Source organism: Streptomyces sp. ID05-26A (assembly GCF_033794685.1).
In the GTDB taxonomy this organism is placed as follows: domain Bacteria; phylum Actinomycetota; class Actinomycetes; order Mycobacteriales; family Pseudonocardiaceae; genus Lentzea.
Map to the genome: position 1 here is coordinate 204,626 of NZ_JARAYZ010000005.1, position 21,920 is coordinate 226,545.

Here is a 21,920-nt window from a genome sequence, read left to right on the forward strand (position 1 = left end):
GTCCTTGTCGTACCAGCAACGCCTCAGCGCGACTTGTCCCAGATCGGGTTGTCCGACACCCCGACGTAGGTGCTGAGGGACGCACGCGGCTGCGTGTCGTCACCCGCCACGTCGTTGTACAGCCCGAGCAGATGGGTGGTCATCGCGCTCTTCGCGCCCACCTCGTCGTGCCGCTTGAGGAACCAGATGACCTGCTCGTGCTCGTTCGCGGAGCGGTTGTGGATCTCGCGGGACGGGTGCGCCTGCCTCTTGCAGTCCTGCAAACCGGGCACGAGCGCCTGGTACATCTGCTCCAGCAGTTCGTTGTGGGACGCGCGGATCAGCGCCGAGTGGAACTCCTCGTCCGACTCGATCACCTCCTGCATGTCGTCCACCGGCGCGCGCTGGTAGCGGCGGTTCAGCTTCGCGAGTTCGTCCAGTTCACCGTCGCCCGCGCGCACAGCGGCCAGCGACGCGGCGGTGGTCTCCAGGGCGATCCGCACTTCCAGCAGGTCGGTGTGGGAGAACTGTCGCGCGGCGAGCCGGCCCTCGAGGTGCTCCTCGACGGCGGCGAGGTCGGTGCGGCGGACGTACCAGCCCAGGCCCCGGCGGACCTCGACGATGCCCTGCAGCTGCAGCCTCTGCAGCGCGGTGCGCAGCGAGGACCGGGCGACCTCCATCTTGTCGGCCAGCACCGGCTCGGTGGGGAGGCGATCACCGGCCTTGAGCGTGCCGCCGATGATCTGATCGCGGAGCTTCTGCTCGATCAGCTCCGGAAGGGGCCGTCGCGAATCAGGCGAGAGCGACCAGCTCTCACCGGAATGGACGTCGTCGGCGGGCATTGGTCCAGCTTAGGCCTGTTGCCTCCTGGTTGCAACTTGTCTGGCAACCAGTCGACGGTTGACAGACAACCTACAGGAGCGGGACGATTACGACAGGCGAGGCCCCCAGGACCGCCCACACCTGGGACCCGTACTCGCCTAGTCGGGAGGGAACGAGATGTCCGCAGGGAGTGCACTCGGAATCGCCGCCGCCGTCGCAGTCGCCGTCACCGCGATCGGATGGCGCACCGTGCTCACGATGGTCGCCGTCTCGATCGTCGCGCTTGCCGTCGTCGGCTTCGTGAACGTCACCAGCATCATGTTCGGCTGATGAACAGATCAACCTGAGAATCGTGCCCCGGCCACGTCTTCCACAGGACGTGTCCGGGGCACCACCATTTTGTAGGGGTCTCCTATGTGTTGTTCGGGTCGCGGTGTGCTCTAAAGTTGCGCGGATTCCGGGCGCCGCCGACGTGGAGGTGCCCTTGACTCCATGGCGTCGGGGGACGTGGTTACGGGGTCGTCGGTGATGGGTTCGCCCACCGTGAGCACGCATGCGGTGCATGCGGCGCTGGTTCCTGCGCCCGCTCTGCTGGACGAGAGACGCACCCTGTACCGCCTCGCGGCCGAGATGTTCGCGCCCGGAACCGAGTTGTCCGACAACCTCGCGGATCACCCGATCGTCCGATTCGAGATCGGCAAGGCCCTCGCCGGACAAGGTGAGGTGGACCCCGAGTTCGTGACTCGGGCCGCGTCGATGCGCGTTCGCGACGCCGGCGTGTCCGTTGCCGCGGATCCGGCGGCGGCCGATCTGCTCGAGGCCCCGCTCCGCATCGTCGCGCCCTCCGGCACGCGTCCCGAGCCGCTGACCGAAGCCGATGGCGACCGGTTCGAGACCGCCCTGGGGATCGTGGAAGAGGGGGTCCGGCTGCTGTGGAAGTTCGCGCCGGACATGGCGGAGGACCTGCTCGCGCACGTCTCGATGCTCGCGGTGCTCAAGCGGGAGACCTCGGGCGGCCTGGTGTCCGCGTCGTCGAGGTACGTCCCCGGAATCGTGCTCATCGACGAACCGCTGCTCCCGATGGAGGTCGCGGAGGCGCTGGTTCACGAAGGGGCGCACGAAAAGTTCTTCGACCTGGCGATCGCAAAAGAATTTCTTGACGCGCGTGCCGAGGACGCGGATTATTTCGAGACTTCGTGGTCGCACGTACGATGGCCACTGGAACAGACCTTCGCGGCTTGGCACGCCTACAGCTGCCTGGCGCAGTTCAACGCGTCAATTGGCGCCGAACAACTCGGTCCGGATTCATTGCTCGCGAAAGCAGGCGACCGCGCCGGTGAGATCGGCGCGTGGTTGCTCGCTCATGAGGACGACCTTTGCGTGGACGCGCGATGGCTCCTTCGCGCCCTGACGGGCGACACGGTTGAGCTCAGTGGCGAGGGTGGTGCGCGGTCCGAAGTGGACGGTGTCACACTATCCCCTGAGATCGCAGATGACCTCCACTTTTGCCTGCTCCCGGACGTGCGTCTCAAGCGCGCTGTCTCTGGCCGAGTGGTGGTGGGCAGGGCGGTGCAACCGCCCCAGGTGTTCTGGCTCGATGAAGATGCGAGCTGGACTCTTGACCAATGGCGTACCGATAGAGCGAAGAAAACGTTCGGGTGGTTGCTCACCCGGGCAACCGAGGAATGGCAGGTCGACTCCGCCGTCGCGGCGGTGCGGCTGAGAACGGCACTCGGGTCACTGCTGAGCTCTTCGATCGTCGGGTCGCCCGAAGCACATTAAAACGCCTCCCGAGAAGGAACAATGACCTCCCCGAACCAGCCTTCGCGCCTGCCGCAGTTCCCGCAGCACTCCGGCATGCCTGTCGTCCACCCCGCGTCAGGGGTGGGCCCGGTGACCGGTCAGCCGGTCGCCCCCGTTCAGTGGTTCCGGCGCATGCCGACCGGGGGAACGGTCTACGTGAAGCCCGTTGAGGGCCAGCAGAGCTGATCTTCGCAGTGATCTTCGAACGTCGGACGCGGGTGCTTCGCCGGCCCCGTCCGGCGTTCGGTCGTTTGGGGATACGACTTCACAGAGGAATAACGAATCGGCCACAAGGGTGAAGTTGATCGTCATCTACGCCGTTCGGGCGACGTCGATCGTCTTAGATCGCCGCATCCGCCAACCCTCACGGAGTAACCCGATGCGTTTGACGCCCCTGAGAAGAGCCGGCCTGCTCGCTTCGGCCGCCATGGCCGCTGTGGCCACGATGGTCCTCGCGACCACGGCACTCGCGCAGCCCGAGGTGCCGACCACGGACGACCCCCGTGCGACGCCGTTCCTCAAGAACGTCGACATCAACCACCCCGAGGCCTGCACGGTCGGCGGACTCACCGGCTCGACGGTCCACCCCAACCTGTTCACCTACACGGGTGGCGACAACGAGCAGTACCTCGACATCACGGCTGTGCCCGCCGGCATCAAGATCACGGGCATCCTGGTGAAGGGCGGTGACAAGTTCAACGTCTACCTCGCCGACAAGCTCGGTGCGGCGCTGCCGTGGGAGGACCTGCGGTCGCCGTTCAACAACGGTGGACAGATCCCGCAGATCAGCCACTGGTTCGGTTGTGGTGTCAAGGACGAGACGCCCACCACCACCACCACCACCACGACGACCACGACCACGACGTCCCCGTCGACCGTGACGCACTCGTCGACGCCCTCCAGCACGACCACGACCAGCCCGTCGAGCTCGTCCGAGGTCGCGCCGACCACCACGACCACCACCCCCGCGATCGTTCCTGTCGCGAACGAGGGTGGGCTGGCCGCGACCGGGTTCGGGTCCGCGTGGATGCTCGGGCTCGGCGCCGCTCTCGTGGCCGCCGGTGCCGCCCTGGTGCTCGTGATGCGCAGGCGTCGCGTCTAAGACCACTCCATGAGCACGCCCCAGAGCGTGCCGAACATGGTTCGTGTCCGCACGTGGAACTCCACGTCCGATGGAGCCGCCCCGCCGCCGTAGATCTCTACGGTGCGCTGGGCGGCTTCGTCGTTTCCCAGGCAGGCCAGGTCCCAGGCGACCGGGCCACGCCAGGCGTCCTCGAAGTCGTTCCAGACCGGGCCCGAGGGTGTGATCAGCAGGTTGCCGGGGTGTGAGTCGCCGTGCAGCGGCTGGACGTCGTTGTAGTGCGCGTCCCAGTCGGCCAGCAGTTCGTCGCGGAGGTCGCGGAACCTGTCCAGGTCCGGCACGCCCAAGCCGTCGAGGTGGGTCAGCACGTTGTCGACGTCGTCCAGAGGGCCGCGCGTGGGCAACGCGCCCTCGTACAGCCTCAGTTCGGCGTGCAGGCCGGGCAGGAGCTCGAGCACGTCGTGGTGAGGCAGCCGAGCGCCGGGCTCGTGCGGGACGTACGTGCTGAACGAGATCACGAACCCCTCGAACGTGTGAGGTCCCGCGGGCAACTCGGCAGACGGTGGCACGACCGGTACGCCTCGCGAAGCCAGGAACGACGACACCGACAGGTCACGGGCGAAGTGGTCCGAGACGCGGGGGCGGACCAGGGCCGTGCGTGCGGCGATGCGGGCCACGACCGGGGCCGGGCGCAGGTGCACGAGGACGTTGCTGCCGTGCTTGAGCACGAGAGGGTCGGAGCACACGACGCCGTGTGAGGCTGCCAACGAGACCGCAGCTGCGAGAGCGTTCACGGGCAGAAGGCTGGCATCAGCCCTGAGGGAGGAGCGACTCCATTTCCGCGATCTCCTTCTCCTGGTGGCTGACGACGTCCTGGGCGAGCTTGCGGGTCTCCGGGTCGGTGCCGGCCCCGAGGTGCTTCTGCGCCATCTCCACGGCGCCCCGGTGGTGCTGGATCATCAGCGACAGCCACTGGCGGTCGAAGTCGGTGCCGTCCAGGTCGGCGAGGTTGCCCAGTTCGACCATGCCGTGCGACTCGGAGTGGCCGTGCGAGGTGTGCGACGACGCCTGGACCGGCGCGTTCCACGTGCGGAGCCAGCCGTTCATGCGGTCGATCTCGGGCTTCTGCGCGTCCGCGATGCGCTTGGCCAGGTCGACCACGTGCGGGTTCTCGGTGCGGGACGCGACCAGGCCGGACATCTCCAGCGCCTGCTCGTGGTGCGGCACCATCCCCTGGGCGAACGCGACGTCCGCGGAGTTGTGCGTGGCGGGAGAGCCGCAGGCGGCCAGCAACAGGACAGAAGCGACGGCGAGCAATCGGAGCACGGCGGCAGGATACGTGTGACGTGCGCTACGCCGCTGGCCACCGGCCATGGCCCACCCGAATGGAGCTGATCGGCTCCGTCTAATATCCGGGGAGTTTCCCGAACTACTGGTCCCACCAAGGCCTGGAGGTACCGTGACGGCCGTAGCCCCGCAGCCGATCGCAACGCGTCCTTATCCGACGCGCACTGCGGTCAAGGGGTCCTTCCTGCTGCGGATGTTCCGCACCACGGACCACAAGCAAATCGGCATCATGTACCTGGTCACGTCGTTCGCCTTCTTCATGGTCGGCGGCGCGATGGCCATGCTGATGCGGACCGAGCTGGCCCGGCCCGGCATGCAGTTCCTCTCGCAGGAACAGTTCAACCAGCTCTTCACGATGCACGGCACCGTGATGCTGCTGCTGTACGCGACGCCGATCGTGTTCGGCTTCGCGAACTTCGTGCTCCCGCTCCAGATCGGCTCGCCCGACGTCGCGTTCCCGCGGCTGAACGCCTTCTCGTACTGGCTCTACCTCTTCGGTGGCTTGATCGTGATGGCGGGCTTCATCACCCCCGGTGGTGCGGCTGACTTCGGCTGGTTCGCGTACACGCCGCTGAGCAACGCCATCCACTCGCCCGGCGTCGGCGCCGACCTGTGGATCTCCGGCCTGGTGGTCGGTGGTCTCGGCACCATCCTCGGCGCGGTGAACATGATCACCACCGTGGTCTGCCTGCGCGCGCCCGGCATGACGATGTTCCGGATGCCGATCTTCACCTGGAACATCCTGGTGACGTCGGTGCTGGTGCTGCTCGCGTTCCCGATCCTGACCGCGGCCCTGCTGGGCCTGCTGGCGGACCGGCATCTCGGCGCCCACGTGTTCGACCCCGCCAACGGCGGCGTGATCCTGTGGCAACACCTCTTCTGGTTCTTCGGTCACCCGGAGGTCTACATCGTCGCCTTGCCGTTCTTCGGCATCGTGTCGGAGATCTTCCCGGTGTTCAGCCGCAAGCCGATCTTCGGTTACAACGGCCTGGTCTACGCGACGCTCGGCATCGCGGCCCTGTCCGTCGCCGTGTGGGCGCACCACATGTACGCGACCGGCGCCGTGCTGCTGCCGTTCTTCGCCTTCATGACGTTCCTCATCGCGGTCCCGACCGGTGTGAAGTTCTTCAACTGGATCGGCACGATGTGGAAGGGCCAGCTGACGTTCGAGACGCCCATGCTGTTCAGCATCGGCTTCATCGTGACGTTCCTCTTCGGTGGTCTGTCCGGCATCCTGCTGGCCGCGCCGGCGATCGACTTCCACGTGTCCGACACGTACTTCGTCGTCGCTCACTTCCACTACGTGCTCTACGGCACGATCGTGTTCGCGACCTTCGCGGGTATCTACTTCTGGTTCCCGAAGATCACGGGCCGGTTCATGGACGAGCCGCTCGGCAAGCTGCACTTCTGGACGACGTTCCTCGGCTTCCACGCGACGTTCCTCGTCCAGCACTGGCTGGGCAACGAGGGCATGCCGCGCCGGTACGCCGACTACCTGGCGTCCGACGGCTTCACGACGCTCAACATGATCTCCACGATCGGCGCCTACATCCTGGGCGCGTCGACGCTGCCGTTCATCTGGAACGTCTTCCGGAGCTACCGCTTCGGTGAGGTCGTGACGGTGGACGACCCGTGGGGCTACGGCAACTCGCTCGAGTGGGCGACCTCGTCCCCGCCGCCGCGCCACAACTTCACCGAGCTGCCCCGGATCCGTTCGGAGCGCCCGGCGTTCGAGCTGCACTACCCGCACATGATCGAGCGGATCCGGAACGAGGGCCACGTGTCCTTCACCGGCAAGACGATCGCGCACAAGGACGCCAAGCCCGCTCCTTCGGAGCTCGCTGCAGCGGCCATCAAGTCGGGTACGGCGTCCGAGAAGGAAGAGCCGGAGCACGACAAGTAACCTGCTCTTCACAGGTTCAACGATGAGCCCCGGCTGCTTCGCGCGGCCGGGGCTCTTCGCGTCTGACGAGGAGACGACGACGTGAAAACGCCCGTGCTCATCACCGTGACCGGCCCCGACAAGCCCGGTGTCTCCTCGGTGCTGTTCGCCGTGCTGACCAGGCACGGCGTCGAGGTGCTCGACGTCGAGCAGGTCGTGATCCGGGGCCGTCTGGTGCTCGGCGCGCTGGTCTCGACCGACCACGACCCCGAGGGTCTGCAGGAGTCGGTCGAGCAGGCCATGGCCACCGTCTCGATGCACGTCGAGATCGAGATCGGCGCCGACTCGAAGCGGACCGCGCGCCTGGAGTCGTCGCACGTCCTGATCGTGCTCGGCCGTCCGGTCACCGCGAAGGCGTTCACCGAGGTCGCGCGCCGGCTGGCGTCGCTCGGCGTGAACATCGACGCGATCCGCGGTGTCGCCGACTACCCCGTCACGGGCCTCGAGCTGCGGGTTTCCGTCGCGGACGACACGATGGAGGCCGACGCGGCGCTGCGGTCGGCGCTCGCGGACGTGTCGGTGCGCGTGGGCCTCGACATCGCGGTCGAACGGGCCGGGCTGACCCGCCGGGCCAAGCGCCTGGTGGTGTTCGACGTCGACTCCACGCTGATCCAGGGCGAGGTGATCGAGATGCTGGCCGCGCACGTCGGGTGCGAGGAGCAGGTGCGCGAGATCACCGAGGCCGCGATGCGCGGTGAGCTCGACTTCGCCGAGTCGCTGCGGCGCCGGGTGGCGTTGCTGGAGGGCCTCGACGAGAAGGTGCTGGCGGAGGTCGGGGCATCGCTCGAGCTCACGGCCGGTGCGCGCACGACGATCCGCACGCTCAAGCGCCTCGGCTTCTTCTGCGGTGTGGTGTCCGGTGGGTTCACGTCGGTGATCACGGGCCTCGCGGACGAGCTGCAGCTGGACTTCTGCGCGGCGAACACGCTGGAGGTCGTGGACGGCAAGCTGACCGGCCAGGTGATCGGCGAGATCGTCGACCGGCCGGGCAAGGCCGTGGCGCTGCGCCGGTTCGCCGAGGAGGTCGGCGTGTCGCTGGCCCAGTGCGTCGCGGTCGGTGACGGCGCGAACGACATCGACATGCTGAACGCGGCCGGACTGGGCATCGCGTTCAACGCCAAGCCCGCGCTGCGCGAGGTGGCCGACACCGCGCTGTCGCACCCGTTCCTGGACGCGGTGCTGTTCATCCTCGGTGTGACGCGGGCCGAGGTGGAGGCCGCCGACGCGGCGGACGGCCTGGAGCTGACCCGCCTGTGATGATCCTCGACCTGATCGCCTCCCGGAACTACGCCGAGGAGTCCGAGGTGCGCGCGATGCCGATGGTGCTGCGCATCGAACGCGTCGACCCGCCGTCGCGGACGGCGTTGCTGGAGGCCGCGGCCGCTTCGGCGGTCGCGGTGTGCCTCGACCCGCGTGCCGACGTCGACGGCGAGTGGCACGAGGCCGTGCGGTCGTGGGTGGCCGGACGGATCCGCAAGGTGTCGCGGCGGGCCCGTGGTGTGCAGTGGGAGGCCGTCCAGGAGTTGCCCGGGGTGACGATCACCGTGGACGGCGCCTCGGTCCGTTCGCTGCTGCCCGTGCTGGTGTCCGAGACGCCTCGGGAGGTCGCGAAGCTGCAGATCTCCGGGTCCGACCTGCCGGTGGACGAGCCCGGCGCCGTTCCCGAGGGCGCCCGGCTGCTGTACGTGAACCCGCGCGTCGAGATGTCGGCCGGCAAGCTCGCGGCACAGGTCGGGCACGCGTCGATGCTGCTGGCGCCACACCTGTCGGCGGTCGAGCTGAAGGCGTGGGCGGAGATCGACTACCGGTGCGCCGTGCGGACGCCGTCGGTGGCGGAGTGGGACTCGCTGATCCACCGCGGCGACGTCGTGGCGGTGCGGGACGCGGGCTTCACGGAGGTCGAGCCGGGTACGACGACGGTGCTCGCTGTTTAGAAGTGCGCGAAACGGGTAAATCCGCGTCTCGTGGGCTTCCTCGACGTTCTTGACGCCCGGCTCGGAGACGGGCTGGAGAACATGCTGTGCTCCCACCACACGCGGCGGTTGACGCGGCTGGGGTGGGGCGAGGTGCTCGCCGGTGACGGCGCCGGGTGGTTCACCCCGCGCCGGCCGGTGCAGCACGGGTGCAAGATCGAGATTCTGGTCGACGGAGCCAACGCGTTCCCCGTCATCGCGCAGGCGATCGAGAACGCGCAGAAGTACGTGCACATCGCGAACTGGCACGCCTCGCCGGACTTCCGGCTGACGCGCGAGCCGGGTGCTCCGCAGTTGCGCGAGCTGCTTTCCGCTGCGGCGGAACGGGTTCCGGTGCGCGTGCTGCTCTGGGCCGGGCCGCCGTTCCCCATGTTCGAGCCGACGCGCAAGCGTGCTTTGGCCGCACAGAAGGCTTTCTGGGAGTGCGGCGCCGTCCGCTGCGAGCTGGACGCGCGGGAGCGGACGCTGCACTGCCACCACGAGAAGATCGTGATCGTCGACGACGTGGCGTTCGTCGGCGGCCTCGACATGACCGCCGTGGAGGGCGACCGCCACGACTCGCCGGAACACCCGCCGCGCGACCTCGGCTGGCACGACCACATCGCCAAGGTCGAAGGCCCTGTCGTGGCGGAGGTGGCCTCGCACTTCGCGGCGCGGTGGCTCGAGATCGCGGGGGAGACCCTGCCCGCTCCCGAGGTGCCGCCCGAGGCCGGGTCGTCGTCGGTGCAGATGGTGCGGACGATCCCGGAGAAGACCTACTCGTTCGCCCCGCACGGCGACTTCAGCCTGCTCGACTCGTACCTGCGGGCGTTGCGCGCGGCGGAGTCGTTGATCTACGTGGAGAACCAGTTCCTCTGGTCGCCGGAGATCACCGAGGTGCTGCTGGAGAAGCTGAGCAACCCGCCGTGTGACGAGTTCCGGATGGTGTTGCTGCTGCCGCAGAAACCGAGCAACGGCGCCGACACCACCCGCGGCCAGCTCGGCCGGTTGCTCGACGCCGACTCCGGTGAGCGGCTCGTCGCCGCAACGCTTGTCTCGCATGGTGATGCGCCGGTCTACATCCACGCGAAGCTGGCCATTGTGGACGACGAGTGGATGTCGATCGGGTCGGCGAACCTGAACGAGCACTCGCTGTTCAACGACACCGAGGTCAACGTCGTGACGGACGACCGCGAGGTGGTGCGCGCGACGCGGCTGAGGTTGTGGACCGAACACCTGGGGGCCGATGCCTCCGGTCCCGCGCACGAGGTCGTCGACACCGTGTGGCGGTCCGAACTGAAGGGATCCGGGCGTGTGACGTCGTTGCCCGGTGTGTCCCGTCGTGCCGGAAGATTGCAAGGACCGTTACGTGGATTGCTGGTCGACGGCTGACCTGCGGCGCTAGTTTGGCGGCGTGGCCAACGAGGTGACGATCCCGCTGCTGCCGTGCGCCTCCATCGACGAGGTGGCCGAGTTCTACGTGATGCTCGGGTTCACGGTCACGTACCGGCAGCATCGGCCGACCGCGTACCTGTCGGTGCGCCGTTCGGAGATCAACCTGCACTTCTTCGGCATTCCCGGTTACGAGCCCGCGGAGTCGTACAGCTCGTGCCTGATCCAGGCCGAGGACCCGCGTGAGCTGTACGAGGCGTTCGCCGCCGGGATGCGCGAGGTCTACGGGCAGGTGCTGATCACGGGGATCCCGCGGATGACGCGGCCCCGGCGGGACGGGTTCCTGTTCGTCGACCCCGGCGGCAACTGGATCAGGGTCGTGCCGGCGGTGCGCGAGCGCGAGACCGTGCGGAACGGGTTGTCGCGGGCGTTGACCAACGCGGTGACGCTCGCTGGGTCGCACGGGGCGGAGCGGCAGGCGTTGAAGATCCTCGAAGGGGCGCTGGTGCGGGAGGTCCACGCTTCGGAGGAGGAGCGGGCCTCGGCGCTGGAGTTCCGCGAAGAGCTGCTTGAACGGCTTGGCTTGCACGGCTGATTCGACGAGGTGTTGTGTTCAGGCTCGACGCAGACGCGAGCTGGACTCTGTATTACAGCAGGACGATGGGGCATTGCTCGAGCCGTGCTTGATGATCGCGGTTTCGGGCGTCAAGAGTCACATCGGAGGCGGCAGCCATGTTTCTTGCAGTGCTTGGAATCCTTCTGGGCTGTCTCGGCATCCTGGCGACCTTCGCCGTCTACTTCCTGCAGAAGCGCGACCTGCGTGTTCGTGAACATCGTCGCAAGGAGAAAGAGCGGGAGTCGGAACTCGAGGCTGCCAAGAAACGCATCGCGGAGCTCGAAGGTCCGAACGACTCCGAGCGAACTCCTTGAACGTCTTAATCTACATAGGTAGTCTTAGTGGCGTGGAGCCACTGCAACGCATCGGCAAGGCCACCGTCGACGTGCTCACCGTCCTGCTCGGGGCGGACGAGCCGCGCTGGGGCCTGGAGATCATCAAGCTCACCGGCAGGCCGTCGGGCAGCGTCTACCCGTTGCTGGACCGGCTCGAACGCGCCGGGTGGGTCACCTCGGCCTGGGAGGACGACGCGGAACGGCGTGGGCCGCGCCGGCGGATGTACCGGCTGACCGCCGAGGGAGCCTCGGAGGCGCGCAAGGTCGTCGCGCGGGCCGCTCCGTCGCCTCGGTTTGTGCCTCGGACGGCGACGTGAGAGCGGCGTTGTTGTTGGTGCGCATGGTGGCGCCTGATGAGCGCTATCGCGAGCAGTGGGAAGCAGATGTTGTTGGCGCGCGCGAACTCGGCATGTCGCCGTTGTCGGTGGCGTTCGGGGTCGTGCGGGCTGCCGTTGTCATGCCTTCGAAGGGAGCTGTCGTGGTCGGTCCGTTGGGGATTGCGTTGAAGCACGCCGGGACGTCGCGCGGGAGGGTGCTGGCCATCGCTGTCGTGTCGGCGTTGATGCTGCTGGGCGGGATCGTGCTGCTATTCGCTTGAGCAAATAGCTCCGTGTCGTTTTGGCTGGTCCGGGCTTAGCTTCGGGCGGTGGCAAACGAACTGACAATCCCGCTCTTGCCGTGTGTCGACATCGACGAGATGGCGGCCTTCTACGAGATGCTCGGCTTTGTTCGTACGTACCGGCAGATGAAGCCGAACCCGTACGTCGCTATGAAGCGTGAAGACATCAACCTGCACTTCTACGGGATGCCGGGGCACGTTCCCGAGGAGTCGCACAGCACGTGCGTGGTCATCGTCGAGGACACCGGGCCGGTGTACGAGGCGTTCGCGGCGGGGATGCGCGAGGTTCACGGGAAGGTGCTGATCTCCGGCATTCCGCGGATGACCCGGCCGCGGCTGCGCAACGACCGCTACACCGGGTTCGTCGTGGTGGATCCGGGTGGCAACTGGGTCCGGTTCAGCAAGGGCGTTCAGGAACCCGAAGCGAAGACCAAGCTCGCGAAGGCCATGGAGGACGCGGCACGGCAGGCCGACGCGCGCGGGAACGAGCGGCAGGCCTTGAAGATCCTCGAAGGCGCGTTGAAGCACGCCGACGGTTCCGAACCGGAACTGCCGGATGCCCAGGCCTACCGCGACGAACTGATCGAGCGGATCACTTCGTCTGAGCCGCGTCCAACCGCGTGAGGGCGGCCCTGACCACCTCGGGGTCGTAGGTCGTCCAGAACGGGGGGAGTGAGGCCCGCAGGAAGCCTCCGTAGCGGGCCGTGGCGAGGCGCGGGTCGAGGACGGCGACCACGCCCTTGTCCGACATCGAGCGCAGCAACCGGCCCGCGCCCTGGGCCATCAGCAGGGCGGCGTGCGTGGCGGCGACGGTCAGGAAGCCGTTGCCGCCGCGTGAGCTCACCGCCTTCTGGCGGGCGGAGGCCAGCGGGTCGTCCGGGCGCGGGAACGGGATCCGGTCCATGATCACGAGCTGGAGGCTCGGGCCCGGCACGTCGACGCCCTGCCAGAGCGACAGCGTGCCGAACAGGCACGTGCGCTCGTCCTCGGAGAACTTCTTGATCAGCAGGCCCGTCGCGTCGTCGCCCTGGCACAGGATCGGGTGCTCGAGCTTGTCCCTGAGCGCCTCGGTGGCCTGCTTGGCGGCGCGCGTCGAGGAGAACAGGCCGAGCGCGCGCCCGCCTGCCGCGTTCACCAGGCCCTCGATCTCGTCGAGGTACTCCTGCGGCAGCCCGTCGCGCCCCGGCTGTGGCAGATGCCTTGCCACGTAGAGGATTCCGCTCGTGCCGTGCTGGAACGGCGACCCGACGTCGAGACCGCTCCACTTGGGACCGTCGATGTCCTTCTCGGTCGCCGCGCCCTCGATCTTGCGGACCTTCTCCGACGGCGGCAGCCCCCACTGACGCGCCATCGTGTCGAAGGCACCGCCCAACGTCAGCGTCGCCGACGTCAGCACGGTGGTGCGCTTGGCGAAGAGCCGCTCCCGGAGCAGCCCGCCGACACCGAGCGGCGCGACCCTGATGGACGGCGCCTTCTGGTTGAAGTCACCGGACACCCAGACGACGTCGTGTTCCTCGTCGAACGCCTCCAGCACCCGCACCGCGCAGTCGTGCACCTCTTCGAGGAGGGCCAGCGCGAGCTTGCGCGCCGTCGCCCCCTCCGGGTCTTCCTTGCGTTCCGGCCCCATGGCCGACATGCAGTTGTGCGCCGCGTCGCGCGTGGCCGCCAACGCTCCCGCGAGAGCCCTCGGCAGCGCGTCGAGGCGACCCGACGGCATGTCCTCGAGGATCATCGCCAACCCGTCACTGGCCTCGGCCAGCCGGTCCGCGATGTCCTGGTCGATCAACCGCCCGCATCGGCGCGCGGCCATGCCGACGCTCGCCCCGCTCAGCTCCTCCGTCGCCACGGACGTGATGCGGTCGACCAGGTCGTGCGCCTCGTCGATCACCACCACGTCGTGGTCGGGCAGGACCTGGTAGCCCTCCAACGCGTCGATGGCGAGCATCGCGTGGTTCGTGACGACCACATCGGCCTTGCCGGCCTCGGCCCGGGCCCGTTCCGCGAAGCAGTCGGACCCGATCGGGCACTTGGACACGCCCAGACACTCCCGGGCCGTGACGCTGACCTGCCGCCACGCCTGCTCGCTGACACCGGGCACCAGCTCGTCGCGGTCACCGGTCTCGGTGTCCGAGGACCACTCGTGCAGCCGCTTCACCTCGCGCCCGAGCTTCGACACCGCGAACGGGTCGAACAGCGCGTCCTCCTCGGGCTCGTCCGGCGCCCCGTTGTGCACGCGGTGCATGCACAGGTAGTTCCTGCGCCCCTTGAGGATCGCGTACGTGGGCTCCCGGCCCAGCTCCTTCTTGAGGGCCTTCGACAGCCGCGGCAGGTCCCGGTCCACCAACTGCCGCTGCAACGCGATGGTGGCCGTCGAGACCACCACCGTCTCGTCCTCGGCCACCGCGTGCCGGATGGACGGCACCAGGTAGGCCAGCGACTTGCCGGTACCCGTGCCCGCCTGCACCGCGAGATGTTCGCCCGTGCGGATCGAGTGGTCGACGGCCTCGGCCATCTCCACCTGACCGGGACGCTCCGCACCGCCGACGGCGTGGACGGCGGTTTCGAGCAGGCTCAGGGTGGGGGGAACTTCAGGCACGGGACAGACCGTACCCGGCAGGTCCGACAGTCCCGTCAGACCCGCTGGATCGTCTGCGACAAGTGGGATGCGTGCGGTGCTCAGTCCCCGCCGCCTCCACCGCAGCCGCCACCGCCACAACCACCGCCGCTGTCCCCGGACGAGCAGGAACTGTCGGACGAACACCCACCCCCGCAGCTGCTGCTGCTCGTCGTCTCCCGCCCCGGCAGCATCCCGACCGCGACGGCCGTGAGCCCGAACATCCCCGCGACCGCCATCCCGCCGACCCGCCCGCGCATCCCCCGAGCCGCGACCGCGCCGACCGGGTCCCGCGGGTCCACCCGCCGCTGGGCCCGTTTCACCGCGACGTAGCCGGCCCTCGTGCGCAGGCGGCCCGGGTCGCGGGCGCGCAGGATCGAGGCCAGGACGACCGCCACCGCGGCGGCCGCGAAGAAGTACCAGAACGGGAACTCGGTCAGTGGTGGCGCGAAGTCCAGGAAGTCTGCCAGGAGTTCCGGTTCCACGACGCTCAGCACTCCCGCGATGAAGAGCACCGGAGTCAGCAGGAACAGCCACGGGTACAGGCGGGGGCGCATCGACCGTCTGCGGCGCAGCAGGCGGCGGTTGATCAAGTGAGAGCGCAGGCCCTCCGCCTCGGGCGAGCTGAACGCGCCGTAGATGACGTCGTTCAGGTGGCGGCCGTGGCGCAGGCCGCTCAGGATCTGCGCCTCCAGCGGGGTCGTGGGGCCTCGGCCGGGGATGTGGACGGCGCTCAGCACGCCCTCGCGGGAGACCCGGACCAGGCCGGCCTGGATCAGGCGGGCCAAGGCGACCTCGGCCGCGCGGGCCGGGCCGCCCGCGAGGCAGCCCAGCTCTTCGGGGGTATGCGTCGTCACGCGGATTTCTCGGCCGCGGGGCCTACGTCGTTACGTCGGCCATGATCCGATCGAACAGTTCGAGGCTCGCCAGGCCGTGCGCGACCTTCAGCGGGACGTCCGCGCCGCGGCGGGAGGCGACCAGGTCCAGGATCGGCAGGTCGGGCCAGCGGGCGGCGACCAGTTCGCCCGCGCGGGACTTGCTGACGATCTCGCCGGTCCGGATCGTGTGCCACAGCCGGGCCGGGCCCAGGCCCACCCACAACAGCGTCTCGCGCGGAATGGGAGCTTCGGGGTCCAGCGTGGGAACCACCGAGCGAAAGCGGTCGAAGTCCAGCTTCCAGTAGCTGACGAGGTTCGAGCGGCAGTACGCCTCGACATCAACAGCAGTGCCAGGGCATGTGGGACGTGTGCCGCGCACGGTCTGACCGACGGTCCGCAGTTGTTGCCACAGCACGGGAGTGATCTCACCGGCCAGAGGCGTCACGTCGAAGACGGGCTTCTCCAGCGAGCCCGCCAACACCACCGCGACATCGGCGCCGTCGAACGAAGGCAGCTCACGAGCAGAAGAAAGCTCGATCACGATGTCCAGGTCCGAGTCGGCGACGACGTCGTCCAGCACACGTGACCCGTAAACATGCGCGCCTGCCACGAGACCGGGCAGGCGCGCATCCAAGAACGAGAGGTACTCCCCAGGTGTCACCACCTGGTCCAAGCTACCGACGCCGGACGAGCGCCCAGGCTCCCGGCAGCAGACCCGCGGCCAGGGCGATCTTCAGCGCGTCCCCGACCAGGAACGGCAGCACGCCCACGGCCAGTGCCTTGCCGAACGACATGCCGGTCGCCGCCATCAGCCACGGCACGCCGACGGAGTAGATCGCCAGGTTGCCCAGCGCCATCAGGCCCACGGTCCGCAACGGTGTGCGGTCGCCGCCCCGGCCGGCCAGGTACCCCACCAGGGCACCGGCGAACACGAAGCCGACGACGTAACCGAGCGACACCGGGACGCCCGACGTGCCGCCCTGGAACCACGGCACACCCGCGACGCCCGCGATCAGGTACAGCAGCATCGAGGTGGCACCGCGCTGCCAGCCGAGTGACGCGCCGACCAGCAGGGCCGCGAACGTCTGGCCCGTCAGCGGGACCGGGCTGCCGGGGATCGGCAGCGCCACCTGTGCGGCGAGACCGGTGAAGGCGGCGCCGGCGAGGACCAGCGTCAGGTCGCGGGCCAGGGCACCCGGCACGAAGTCGGCGAGCACGGTGCGACGGGGCGCGAGTGCGAGAGTCACGGTTCCCTCCCAGGCGGAATCGAGTGAACCGAGGTTAACCACGCCGACTGGAGAACGTCTTTGTTCGAACTCTACAAAGTGACCGGTCACACATCCAGGGTCAGACGTCCAGGGCGACCTTGCCCGCCACTCGGTCCTCGTTGCGGCGCGTCTTGGTCCAACCGTTGTTGCCTCGCACCAAACGGATCAACGCGCGCCACGACGTGATGTAGAAGGTGTAGATGTACAGCGCGTAACCGAACCCGTACGCAATGGACTTCCAGAAGCTCACGGGTTCACAGCGCGCGCGGTACACCGGCCCCCACAGCACGAACGGCATCAGCCCGAACGCGCCGTACACGGTGAACAGGATCCAGGCGCCGTCGAAGAACCACGCCACGACCTCACCAGGAGACACCGCGAACCGGTACGCCATCATCGCCATCGGAATCGGGTAGATCAGCGTGCCCAGCAACTGCATCCACGGTTGCGCGAGGTAGTACATCATCTCCGCCGCACCCAACGTGGTCAGGTGGTCCGAGTCCCAGATGCGCCGCAGGTAACGCATGCACTGCATGGTCCCCTGACCCCACCGCGTGCGTTGCGCCAGGAATCGGCGCAACGAGTACAGCGCCTCCTGGTTCACGTGCGTGTCCAACGAGAAACCGGTGTGCCAGCCCGCCGTCAGCAGGTGCACGCCGAGCTCGAAGTCCTCCAGCAACGAACCGCGCCACGGCGATCCGGTCGGCCCGGCGATCGAGTCCAAAGCGGACAGACGGGTGAACTGCCCGTTGCCGCCCATGGAGATCGTGCCGGTGGCACCGCGGGACATCTGGATCGCCGCGATGGCCGTGCGGAACTCCAGGTCCTGCATCCGCACGAGTCCGGCACCGAACGCGCGCCGCCACCGCGTCACACCGGGCTGCCGCTGGCCCGCGTTGATCATCCGCACGTCCACCTGCACGGCGCCGATCCGCGGGTTGCCGAAGAGGTGTTGTGCCGCACAGACTTCGAGGCAGTTCGGTGCGGGACGGCCGTCGGCGTCGACCACCACGACGATCGCGCGGTCGGCGTCCGCACGCCGGCCCATCCACATCTTCAACGTGCGGTACGCGTCGTTCAGCGCGTTGCCCTTGCCGGTGCGGGCATAGGGGCGTTGACGTTGCACGAGATGGATCTGCGGGTCCCGCACACCGCCGTTGCGCTTCAACGCCCGCACAACCCCGGCGGTGCGGTCGTCGGAGTCGTCGTCGATGACCCACACGTGCGCGATGGGGAAAGTCGTGCGCAGGTAACGGATCGTGTCACCGATGACGGCCTCCTCGTCGCGGCACGGCACGAAGAAGTGCCATTCCAGCGACGAGGGCTCACCGATGGGCGCGGGTTTGCGCCGCAGGTACGGGATCACGATCACGAACACGTACGTCACGAAGGCGACGCTCATCGTCAGGGCGAGCGCCTGCGTGAACCCGAGGACGAGGTCGAGGCTCACTTCCGCGTGGCCAGCCAGACGAACGCGACCAACGCGGCCGCGCCACCGAACACGCTCACCATCGACCCGAGCAGCGTGTGACCCCAGTAGTAACCGGTGTCGACGCCGAGCCAGTTCACCAGGCCCACCAGCGTGAGCACGCGGAACTGGTTCACGACCACCACGGCCAGCGCGGCGACCCCCAGCGCGAACAGCACGCGGCTCTGGATGCGCGGCCGCAGCGCGATCATCACCGCGCCCACCACGATCAGCGGCAGCACCAGGAACGCGGACGTGCACTCCGGCGTCATCCGCAGGCCCAGCGGGGTGTCCGAGCCCAGTCCGAAGTAGACGGTCTGGCGCTCGGGGATCACGTCCACGCCGTAGGAGCTGATGACGCTCAGGATCGCGCCGGACAGGGAGATCTCCGCCGTGCGGTACAGGCGGTGTGCGAACACGAGTCCCGCCGCTACGACGAGCAGGGCGACCACCGTCACCCGGCTCGGGAATGCGGTGCGGCGCACGGCAAGCGTCACCCGAAGATCCTTTCCACCGATGAGGGAGCGCCCAGACGGGCTACTTGACGTTCCATCGGTAGACGCAACGTCATCCCTCACCCCCGGATCGGGTGACGCCGTAACCGGAAATTGATCAAAAACCCCACGATGAGTGGCCCCGGTTGGGCAAGTCGAGTGGTCGTGTCGCCCGATACGGGGAGTAACCCTCAGTTCCCTCGAAAGAAAGCCGATGCCGGTAATTGCCCCCGGAAAGCGTGAAACCAGATTGGTATCGACGCGCCCTGGGGCCGGAGGAATCAAGGGAAGGAGTTTCATGCGTGTCCGAATGACGGGACTGGCTGGAGTCATCGCGATTACCGCACTCCTGGTCGGTGCCGCACCCGCTTCTGCCGCTCCGGGGGACGCCTCGGCTTACGGTGCGAAGCTCAACGTGACGCTGCTCGGCAACCCCGCGGTCAACGCGGAACCGTTCGCCGCAGCCAATGCGAACGGCCCGACCAGGAACTCGTTCGCAGGCGTCGACCTCACCGGGATCCTCAAGACCGGTCTCATCAACGCCTCGGCGTCGCGGGACGAGAACTCCGGCGGCGTCTACTCGCGGGCCAGCACCGCGGACGTCCGGGTCGACCTGCTCTCCAAGGTCACCGGCAAGATCTCCGCCGAACTGGTGGAGGCGGAGTGCACGGCGACCCAGAAGGGTCTGGCCGGCGCCACCAAGCTCGCGGGCGTGAAGCTCGGCAAGCTCGGCGAGGTCAACGCCGACCCGGCGGCCAACACGAAGCTCGACGTGCAGCTCGCGGGCATCAAGATCGCCGAGGTGATCTTCAACGAGCAGATCAAGAACAACGACGGCAGCCTCACCGTGAACGCGATCCACATCAAGCTGCTGCAGGGCGTGCTCGGCTCCATCGGCACCGGTGACGTGATCATCTCGTCCGCCACGTGCGGACCCGCCGGCCTGCCCATCCCGATGGCGTCGGGGGCGGGCCTGTGGATCGGTCTCGGCCTGCTCGGTGTCGTCGCCGCTCCGGTCGCCTTCGTGGCGATGCGCCGTCGCGCGTCGCTGAACGCGGCCTGACCCAGGAGAACGGCAGATGTACAAGGTCCCTGGTACCGGCGTCGGAGTCGGCACGGGCGTGGGTGCCCTCGCGGTCACCGGCGCGGACGTGACGTGGTGGATCGTCGCGGGAATCGTCCTTCTCGTCGCGGGTGCGGTCGTCCTGCACTCGGCGCGGAAGAGACGGCGCGTGGTCCCCGTCCAGACCAGACCGAATCGAGCCGGCTGACATGGTCCGTCCCGGGGTAACCCCCCGGCCCCGGGACGGACCTCCCCGATCGCCTGCGAGGAAGAGGACAACGGTGAGCAAAGAGGTTCTGCTGGTGGCCGGCACCCGGCCAGAAGCACTGAAGATCGCCCCGGTCGCCATCGCCCTGAAGGGCCACCCCGGCCTGCGGCCCACGATCGTCCACAGCGGACAGCACTCCGGCATGGTCGAGCAGGCCCTCGCGGCCTTCGACCTGGTGCCGGACCTGCGGCTGGACGTCCCCCGCACCACCGGTACGCAGGCCGAACTGGTCTCCCGGTTGCTGCCCGAGTTCGACGCCGTGCTGGAGGAGCGCGCCCCGGCGGTCACCCTCGTGCAGGGCGACACCACGACGACCCTGGCCGCGGCGCTCGCCTCGTTCTGGCGCGGCATCCCCGTGGCGCACCTCGAAGCCGGTCTGCGGACCGGTGACCTGTACGGCCCGTTCCCCGAGGAGGGGAACCGGCAGATGATCTCCCGCATCACCTCGCTGCACCTCGCGCCGACCGACGACGCCGCGAACGCGCTGAACTCCGAGTCGTTGCCGGACAGCCACATCGTCGTCACCGGCAACACCGTCGTCGACGCCGTGCAGCGCGTCGCGGCGGCCAACCTGCCCGCGTCCAGCCCGGACGTCGTGGCCCTCGAACGGACCCTGGACGCCACCGGCGGCCGGCTCATGCTCGTCACCGTGCACCGCCGTGAGTCGTGGGGCAGGCCTTTGATGCGCGTGCTCAACGCCGTGCGCTCCATCGCCGACCGCCACCCCGACCTGCACGTGCTGATCCCCGCGCACCCGAACCCCGGTGTGCGCGAACAGGTCGTGTCGCTGCTGGGCGGCCACGAACGCGTCGTCATCACCGACCCGCTCGACTACCCGGACCTGGTGCGCGTGCTGCGGCGCTCGTCCCTCGTGCTGACCGACTCCGGTGGCATCCAGGAGGAGGCGCCCACGTTCGGCGTGCCGGTCCTGGTGCTGCGCGAGACCACCGAACGCATGCTCGCCGTCGACGCCGGGTGCGCCTGGCTCGTCGGCACCGACACCACCCGCATCCTCGCCGAGGCGGGCTGGGTGCTCGGCTCCCGGCTGCGGCTTCCCCTGGGGCGCAACCCGTTCGGCGACGGGCGTGCCGCCGTGCGGGTGTGCACCGCACTGGAAAGGCTGGCCGGCCTGCCCACTGCCCTGCCGCGCCGGGAGCCGTTCGCCACGCTCGCCGGGGTGCGCTGACGAAGTCCCGTCACTCGGTCGGGTAATTGCGTTCACGAACGGGTGACATGAGGCGCCGAGCCGTTATCAGCGCCGCGCATCACAACCATTATCGGGCGGTGGGAATCCAGGCAATGCGAAAAATGCGCAATATCTCGATCGCAGGCGCTGTGGTCGCGTTGACGTTCGCGACCGCGGCCCCCGCACTCGCGGCCAATCCGCCCGGCACCGCGTCGTCGGGAGCCGCGGACTTCGCGAAGGCGGGCCAGACGTTCAAGGTCGCGCCGCTCGCGGTGTGCGACGTGAACCCGGACGTGGCGGGCACCGTCACCGGCTCCAGCCCGGCCGTGAGCCGGACCGGGCTGAAGATCGGCGAGACCAGCTCCGCCTGCACGACCGAGGCGGTGAACCCGGCCGAGTTCCTCACCAGGACGAAGTCGGTCGCGAAGGGCACGGGCTTCGACCTGTCCGCGCTCGCCGGCCTGTCCGGTGGGCAGAAGGGACCGCGGCTCAAGATCGCCTCGTGGTCGATCAACTGCGACGCCGACGAGAAGGGCACGTCGGCCGGCTGGGAGCTCAAGGGCATGTCCGGGTGGACCGGGCTGCCGCAGGACATCCCGTCCGGCTACGTGCACGACGTCAAGGCGAGCAACGGAAACGTGCTCGCCAAGGTCAAGTTCACCGACACGGTGTTCCCGGTGCCGAACGACGGCAGCATCGCGATGACGCTGTTGAAGATCACCTTCGAACCGTCGTCCGGCTACACCGGCAGCATCACCGTCGGCACGGTGGCCTGCTCACCGACCCCGTAGGC

At 68.4% G+C, this 21,920-nt stretch carries 25 protein-coding genes and 1 pseudogene; 17 read left to right on the forward strand and 9 right to left on the reverse strand.

Going from position 1 to position 21,920, the window contains the following annotated elements; genetic code table 11:
- Positions 1 to 23: 23 nt before the first annotated feature.
- Positions 24 to 821 (reverse strand): FadR/GntR family transcriptional regulator, encoded by a 798-nt coding sequence (locus tag PV646_RS35610; protein WP_500346705.1) that lies wholly within the window; start codon positions 819 to 821, stop codon positions 24 to 26.
- 157 nt (positions 822 to 978) lie between these two features.
- On the opposite strand from PV646_RS35610, the gene PV646_RS35615 reads away from it, so the two are divergent.
- The 4 genes from PV646_RS35615 (at position 979) to PV646_RS35630 (ending at position 3,706) form a co-directional block, all read left to right on the forward strand.
- On the forward strand, positions 979 to 1,131 hold the full coding sequence (locus PV646_RS35615; protein ID WP_500346706.1) for a hypothetical protein: 153 nt from the start codon (positions 979 to 981) through the stop codon (positions 1,129 to 1,131).
- 162 nt (positions 1,132 to 1,293) lie between these two features.
- Positions 1,294 to 2,583, forward strand: coding sequence for an aKG-HExxH-type peptide beta-hydroxylase (locus PV646_RS35620; RefSeq protein WP_500346707.1), 1,290 nt, complete (start codon positions 1,294 to 1,296; stop codon positions 2,581 to 2,583).
- Positions 2,584 to 2,604: 21 nt separating this feature from the next.
- Positions 2,605 to 2,790, forward strand: a complete 186-nt coding sequence (locus tag PV646_RS35625; protein ID WP_500346708.1) for a hypothetical protein — start codon at positions 2,605 to 2,607, stop codon at positions 2,788 to 2,790.
- Between the two features lie 193 nt (positions 2,791 to 2,983).
- Complete coding sequence (locus PV646_RS35630) at positions 2,984 to 3,706, forward strand: LPXTG cell wall anchor domain-containing protein (protein ID WP_500346709.1); 723 nt, start codon at positions 2,984 to 2,986, stop codon at positions 3,704 to 3,706.
- On the opposite strand, the gene PV646_RS35635 is transcribed toward PV646_RS35630, so the two are convergent.
- Together PV646_RS35635 and PV646_RS35640 are read right to left on the reverse strand one after the other, a co-directional pair.
- Complete coding sequence (locus PV646_RS35635) at positions 3,703 to 4,479, reverse strand: phosphotransferase (protein WP_500346710.1); 777 nt, start codon at positions 4,477 to 4,479, stop codon at positions 3,703 to 3,705. The genes PV646_RS35630 and PV646_RS35635 overlap by 4 nt on opposite strands.
- 16 nt (positions 4,480 to 4,495) lie before the next feature.
- Entirely contained in the window at positions 4,496 to 5,011 is a 516-nt protein-coding gene (locus tag PV646_RS35640) for a DUF305 domain-containing protein (RefSeq protein ID WP_500346711.1), read from the reverse strand.
- A 214-nt stretch (positions 5,012 to 5,225) separates the two neighbouring features.
- On the opposite strand from PV646_RS35640, the gene ctaD reads away from it, so the two are divergent.
- The 9 genes from ctaD to PV646_RS35685 all read left to right on the forward strand — a co-directional run bounded on the left by ctaD (position 5,226) and on the right by PV646_RS35685 (position 12,512).
- Positions 5,226 to 6,935: an aa3-type cytochrome oxidase subunit I gene (gene ctaD / locus PV646_RS35645; RefSeq protein ID WP_500347066.1), complete on the forward strand. Its 1,710-nt coding sequence runs from the start codon at positions 5,226 to 5,228 to the stop codon at positions 6,933 to 6,935.
- Between the two features lie 81 nt (positions 6,936 to 7,016).
- Complete coding sequence (gene serB, locus PV646_RS35650) at positions 7,017 to 8,231, forward strand: phosphoserine phosphatase SerB (RefSeq protein WP_500346712.1); 1,215 nt, start codon at positions 7,017 to 7,019, stop codon at positions 8,229 to 8,231.
- Entirely contained in the window at positions 8,231 to 8,908 is a 678-nt protein-coding gene (locus tag PV646_RS35655) for a peptidyl-tRNA hydrolase (RefSeq protein ID WP_500346713.1), read from the forward strand. Before serB ends, PV646_RS35655 begins: the two co-directional genes overlap by 1 nt.
- A 30-nt stretch (positions 8,909 to 8,938) precedes the next feature.
- Positions 8,939 to 10,318, forward strand: a complete 1,380-nt coding sequence (locus tag PV646_RS35660; RefSeq protein WP_500346714.1) for a phospholipase D-like domain-containing protein — start codon at positions 8,939 to 8,941, stop codon at positions 10,316 to 10,318.
- Positions 10,319 to 10,340: 22 nt separating this feature from the next.
- Positions 10,341 to 10,913 (forward strand): DUF8817 family protein, encoded by a 573-nt coding sequence (locus tag PV646_RS35665; protein WP_500346715.1) that lies wholly within the window; start codon positions 10,341 to 10,343, stop codon positions 10,911 to 10,913.
- A 137-nt stretch (positions 10,914 to 11,050) separates the two neighbouring features.
- Positions 11,051 to 11,248 (forward strand): hypothetical protein, encoded by a 198-nt coding sequence (locus PV646_RS35670; protein WP_500346716.1) that lies wholly within the window; start codon positions 11,051 to 11,053, stop codon positions 11,246 to 11,248.
- 32 nt (positions 11,249 to 11,280) lie between these two features.
- Positions 11,281 to 11,586 carry a PadR family transcriptional regulator gene (locus tag PV646_RS35675; protein ID WP_500346717.1) on the forward strand — a complete coding sequence of 102 codons (306 nt, stop codon included), beginning with the start codon at positions 11,281 to 11,283 and terminating at the stop codon, positions 11,584 to 11,586.
- Positions 11,583 to 11,867, forward strand: coding sequence for a hypothetical protein (locus tag PV646_RS35680; RefSeq protein WP_500346718.1), 285 nt, complete (start codon positions 11,583 to 11,585; stop codon positions 11,865 to 11,867). The genes PV646_RS35675 and PV646_RS35680 overlap by 4 nt, the downstream gene beginning before the upstream one ends.
- Positions 11,868 to 11,915: 48 nt before the next feature.
- Complete coding sequence (locus PV646_RS35685) at positions 11,916 to 12,512, forward strand: DUF8817 family protein (RefSeq protein ID WP_500346719.1); 597 nt, start codon at positions 11,916 to 11,918, stop codon at positions 12,510 to 12,512.
- On the opposite strand, the gene PV646_RS35690 is transcribed toward PV646_RS35685, so the two are convergent.
- From PV646_RS35690 to xrtP, 6 genes and pseudogenes are all read right to left on the reverse strand, one after another.
- Positions 12,481 to 14,484 carry an ATP-dependent DNA helicase gene (locus PV646_RS35690; protein WP_500346720.1) on the reverse strand — a complete coding sequence of 668 codons (2,004 nt, stop codon included), beginning with the start codon at positions 14,482 to 14,484 and terminating at the stop codon, positions 12,481 to 12,483. The genes PV646_RS35685 and PV646_RS35690 overlap by 32 nt on opposite strands.
- Before the next feature lie 80 nt (positions 14,485 to 14,564).
- A pseudogene (locus PV646_RS35695) lies at positions 14,565 to 15,371 on the reverse strand (TIGR04222 domain-containing membrane protein); the annotation flags it as partial.
- Between the two features lie 10 nt (positions 15,372 to 15,381).
- The gene (locus tag PV646_RS35700; protein WP_500346721.1) at positions 15,382 to 16,044 is read right to left on the reverse strand and encodes a nucleotidyltransferase domain-containing protein; all 663 of its coding nucleotides are present in this window, start codon (positions 16,042 to 16,044) and stop codon (positions 15,382 to 15,384) included.
- A gap of 10 nt (positions 16,045 to 16,054) precedes the next feature.
- On the reverse strand, positions 16,055 to 16,627 hold the full coding sequence (locus PV646_RS35705) for a biotin transporter BioY (RefSeq protein ID WP_500346722.1): 573 nt from the start codon (positions 16,625 to 16,627) through the stop codon (positions 16,055 to 16,057).
- A gap of 100 nt (positions 16,628 to 16,727) precedes the next feature.
- Entirely contained in the window at positions 16,728 to 18,098 is a 1,371-nt protein-coding gene (locus tag PV646_RS35710) for an XrtP-associated glycosyltransferase (protein WP_500346723.1), read from the reverse strand.
- Positions 18,095 to 18,613 (reverse strand): exosortase P, encoded by a 519-nt coding sequence (gene xrtP, locus PV646_RS35715; RefSeq protein WP_500346724.1) that lies wholly within the window; start codon positions 18,611 to 18,613, stop codon positions 18,095 to 18,097. Before xrtP ends, PV646_RS35710 begins: the two co-directional genes overlap by 4 nt.
- 295 nt (positions 18,614 to 18,908) lie before the next feature.
- Between xrtP and PV646_RS35720 the strand changes: the two genes are divergently transcribed.
- The 4 genes from PV646_RS35720 (at position 18,909) to PV646_RS35735 (ending at position 21,918) form a co-directional block, all read left to right on the forward strand.
- Positions 18,909 to 19,673, forward strand: coding sequence for a choice-of-anchor protein CoaP (locus PV646_RS35720; protein ID WP_500346725.1), 765 nt, complete (start codon positions 18,909 to 18,911; stop codon positions 19,671 to 19,673).
- Between the two features lie 16 nt (positions 19,674 to 19,689).
- Positions 19,690 to 19,881: an LAXTG motif-containing small protein gene (locus PV646_RS35725; RefSeq protein ID WP_500346726.1), complete on the forward strand. Its 192-nt coding sequence runs from the start codon at positions 19,690 to 19,692 to the stop codon at positions 19,879 to 19,881.
- A gap of 73 nt (positions 19,882 to 19,954) precedes the next feature.
- The gene (wecB, locus tag PV646_RS35730) at positions 19,955 to 21,127 is read left to right on the forward strand and encodes a non-hydrolyzing UDP-N-acetylglucosamine 2-epimerase (protein ID WP_500346727.1); all 1,173 of its coding nucleotides are present in this window, start codon (positions 19,955 to 19,957) and stop codon (positions 21,125 to 21,127) included.
- Positions 21,128 to 21,249: 122 nt separating this feature from the next.
- The gene (locus tag PV646_RS35735) at positions 21,250 to 21,918 is read left to right on the forward strand and encodes a hypothetical protein (protein ID WP_500346728.1); all 669 of its coding nucleotides are present in this window, start codon (positions 21,250 to 21,252) and stop codon (positions 21,916 to 21,918) included.
- Positions 21,919 to 21,920: the final 2 nt, after the last annotated feature.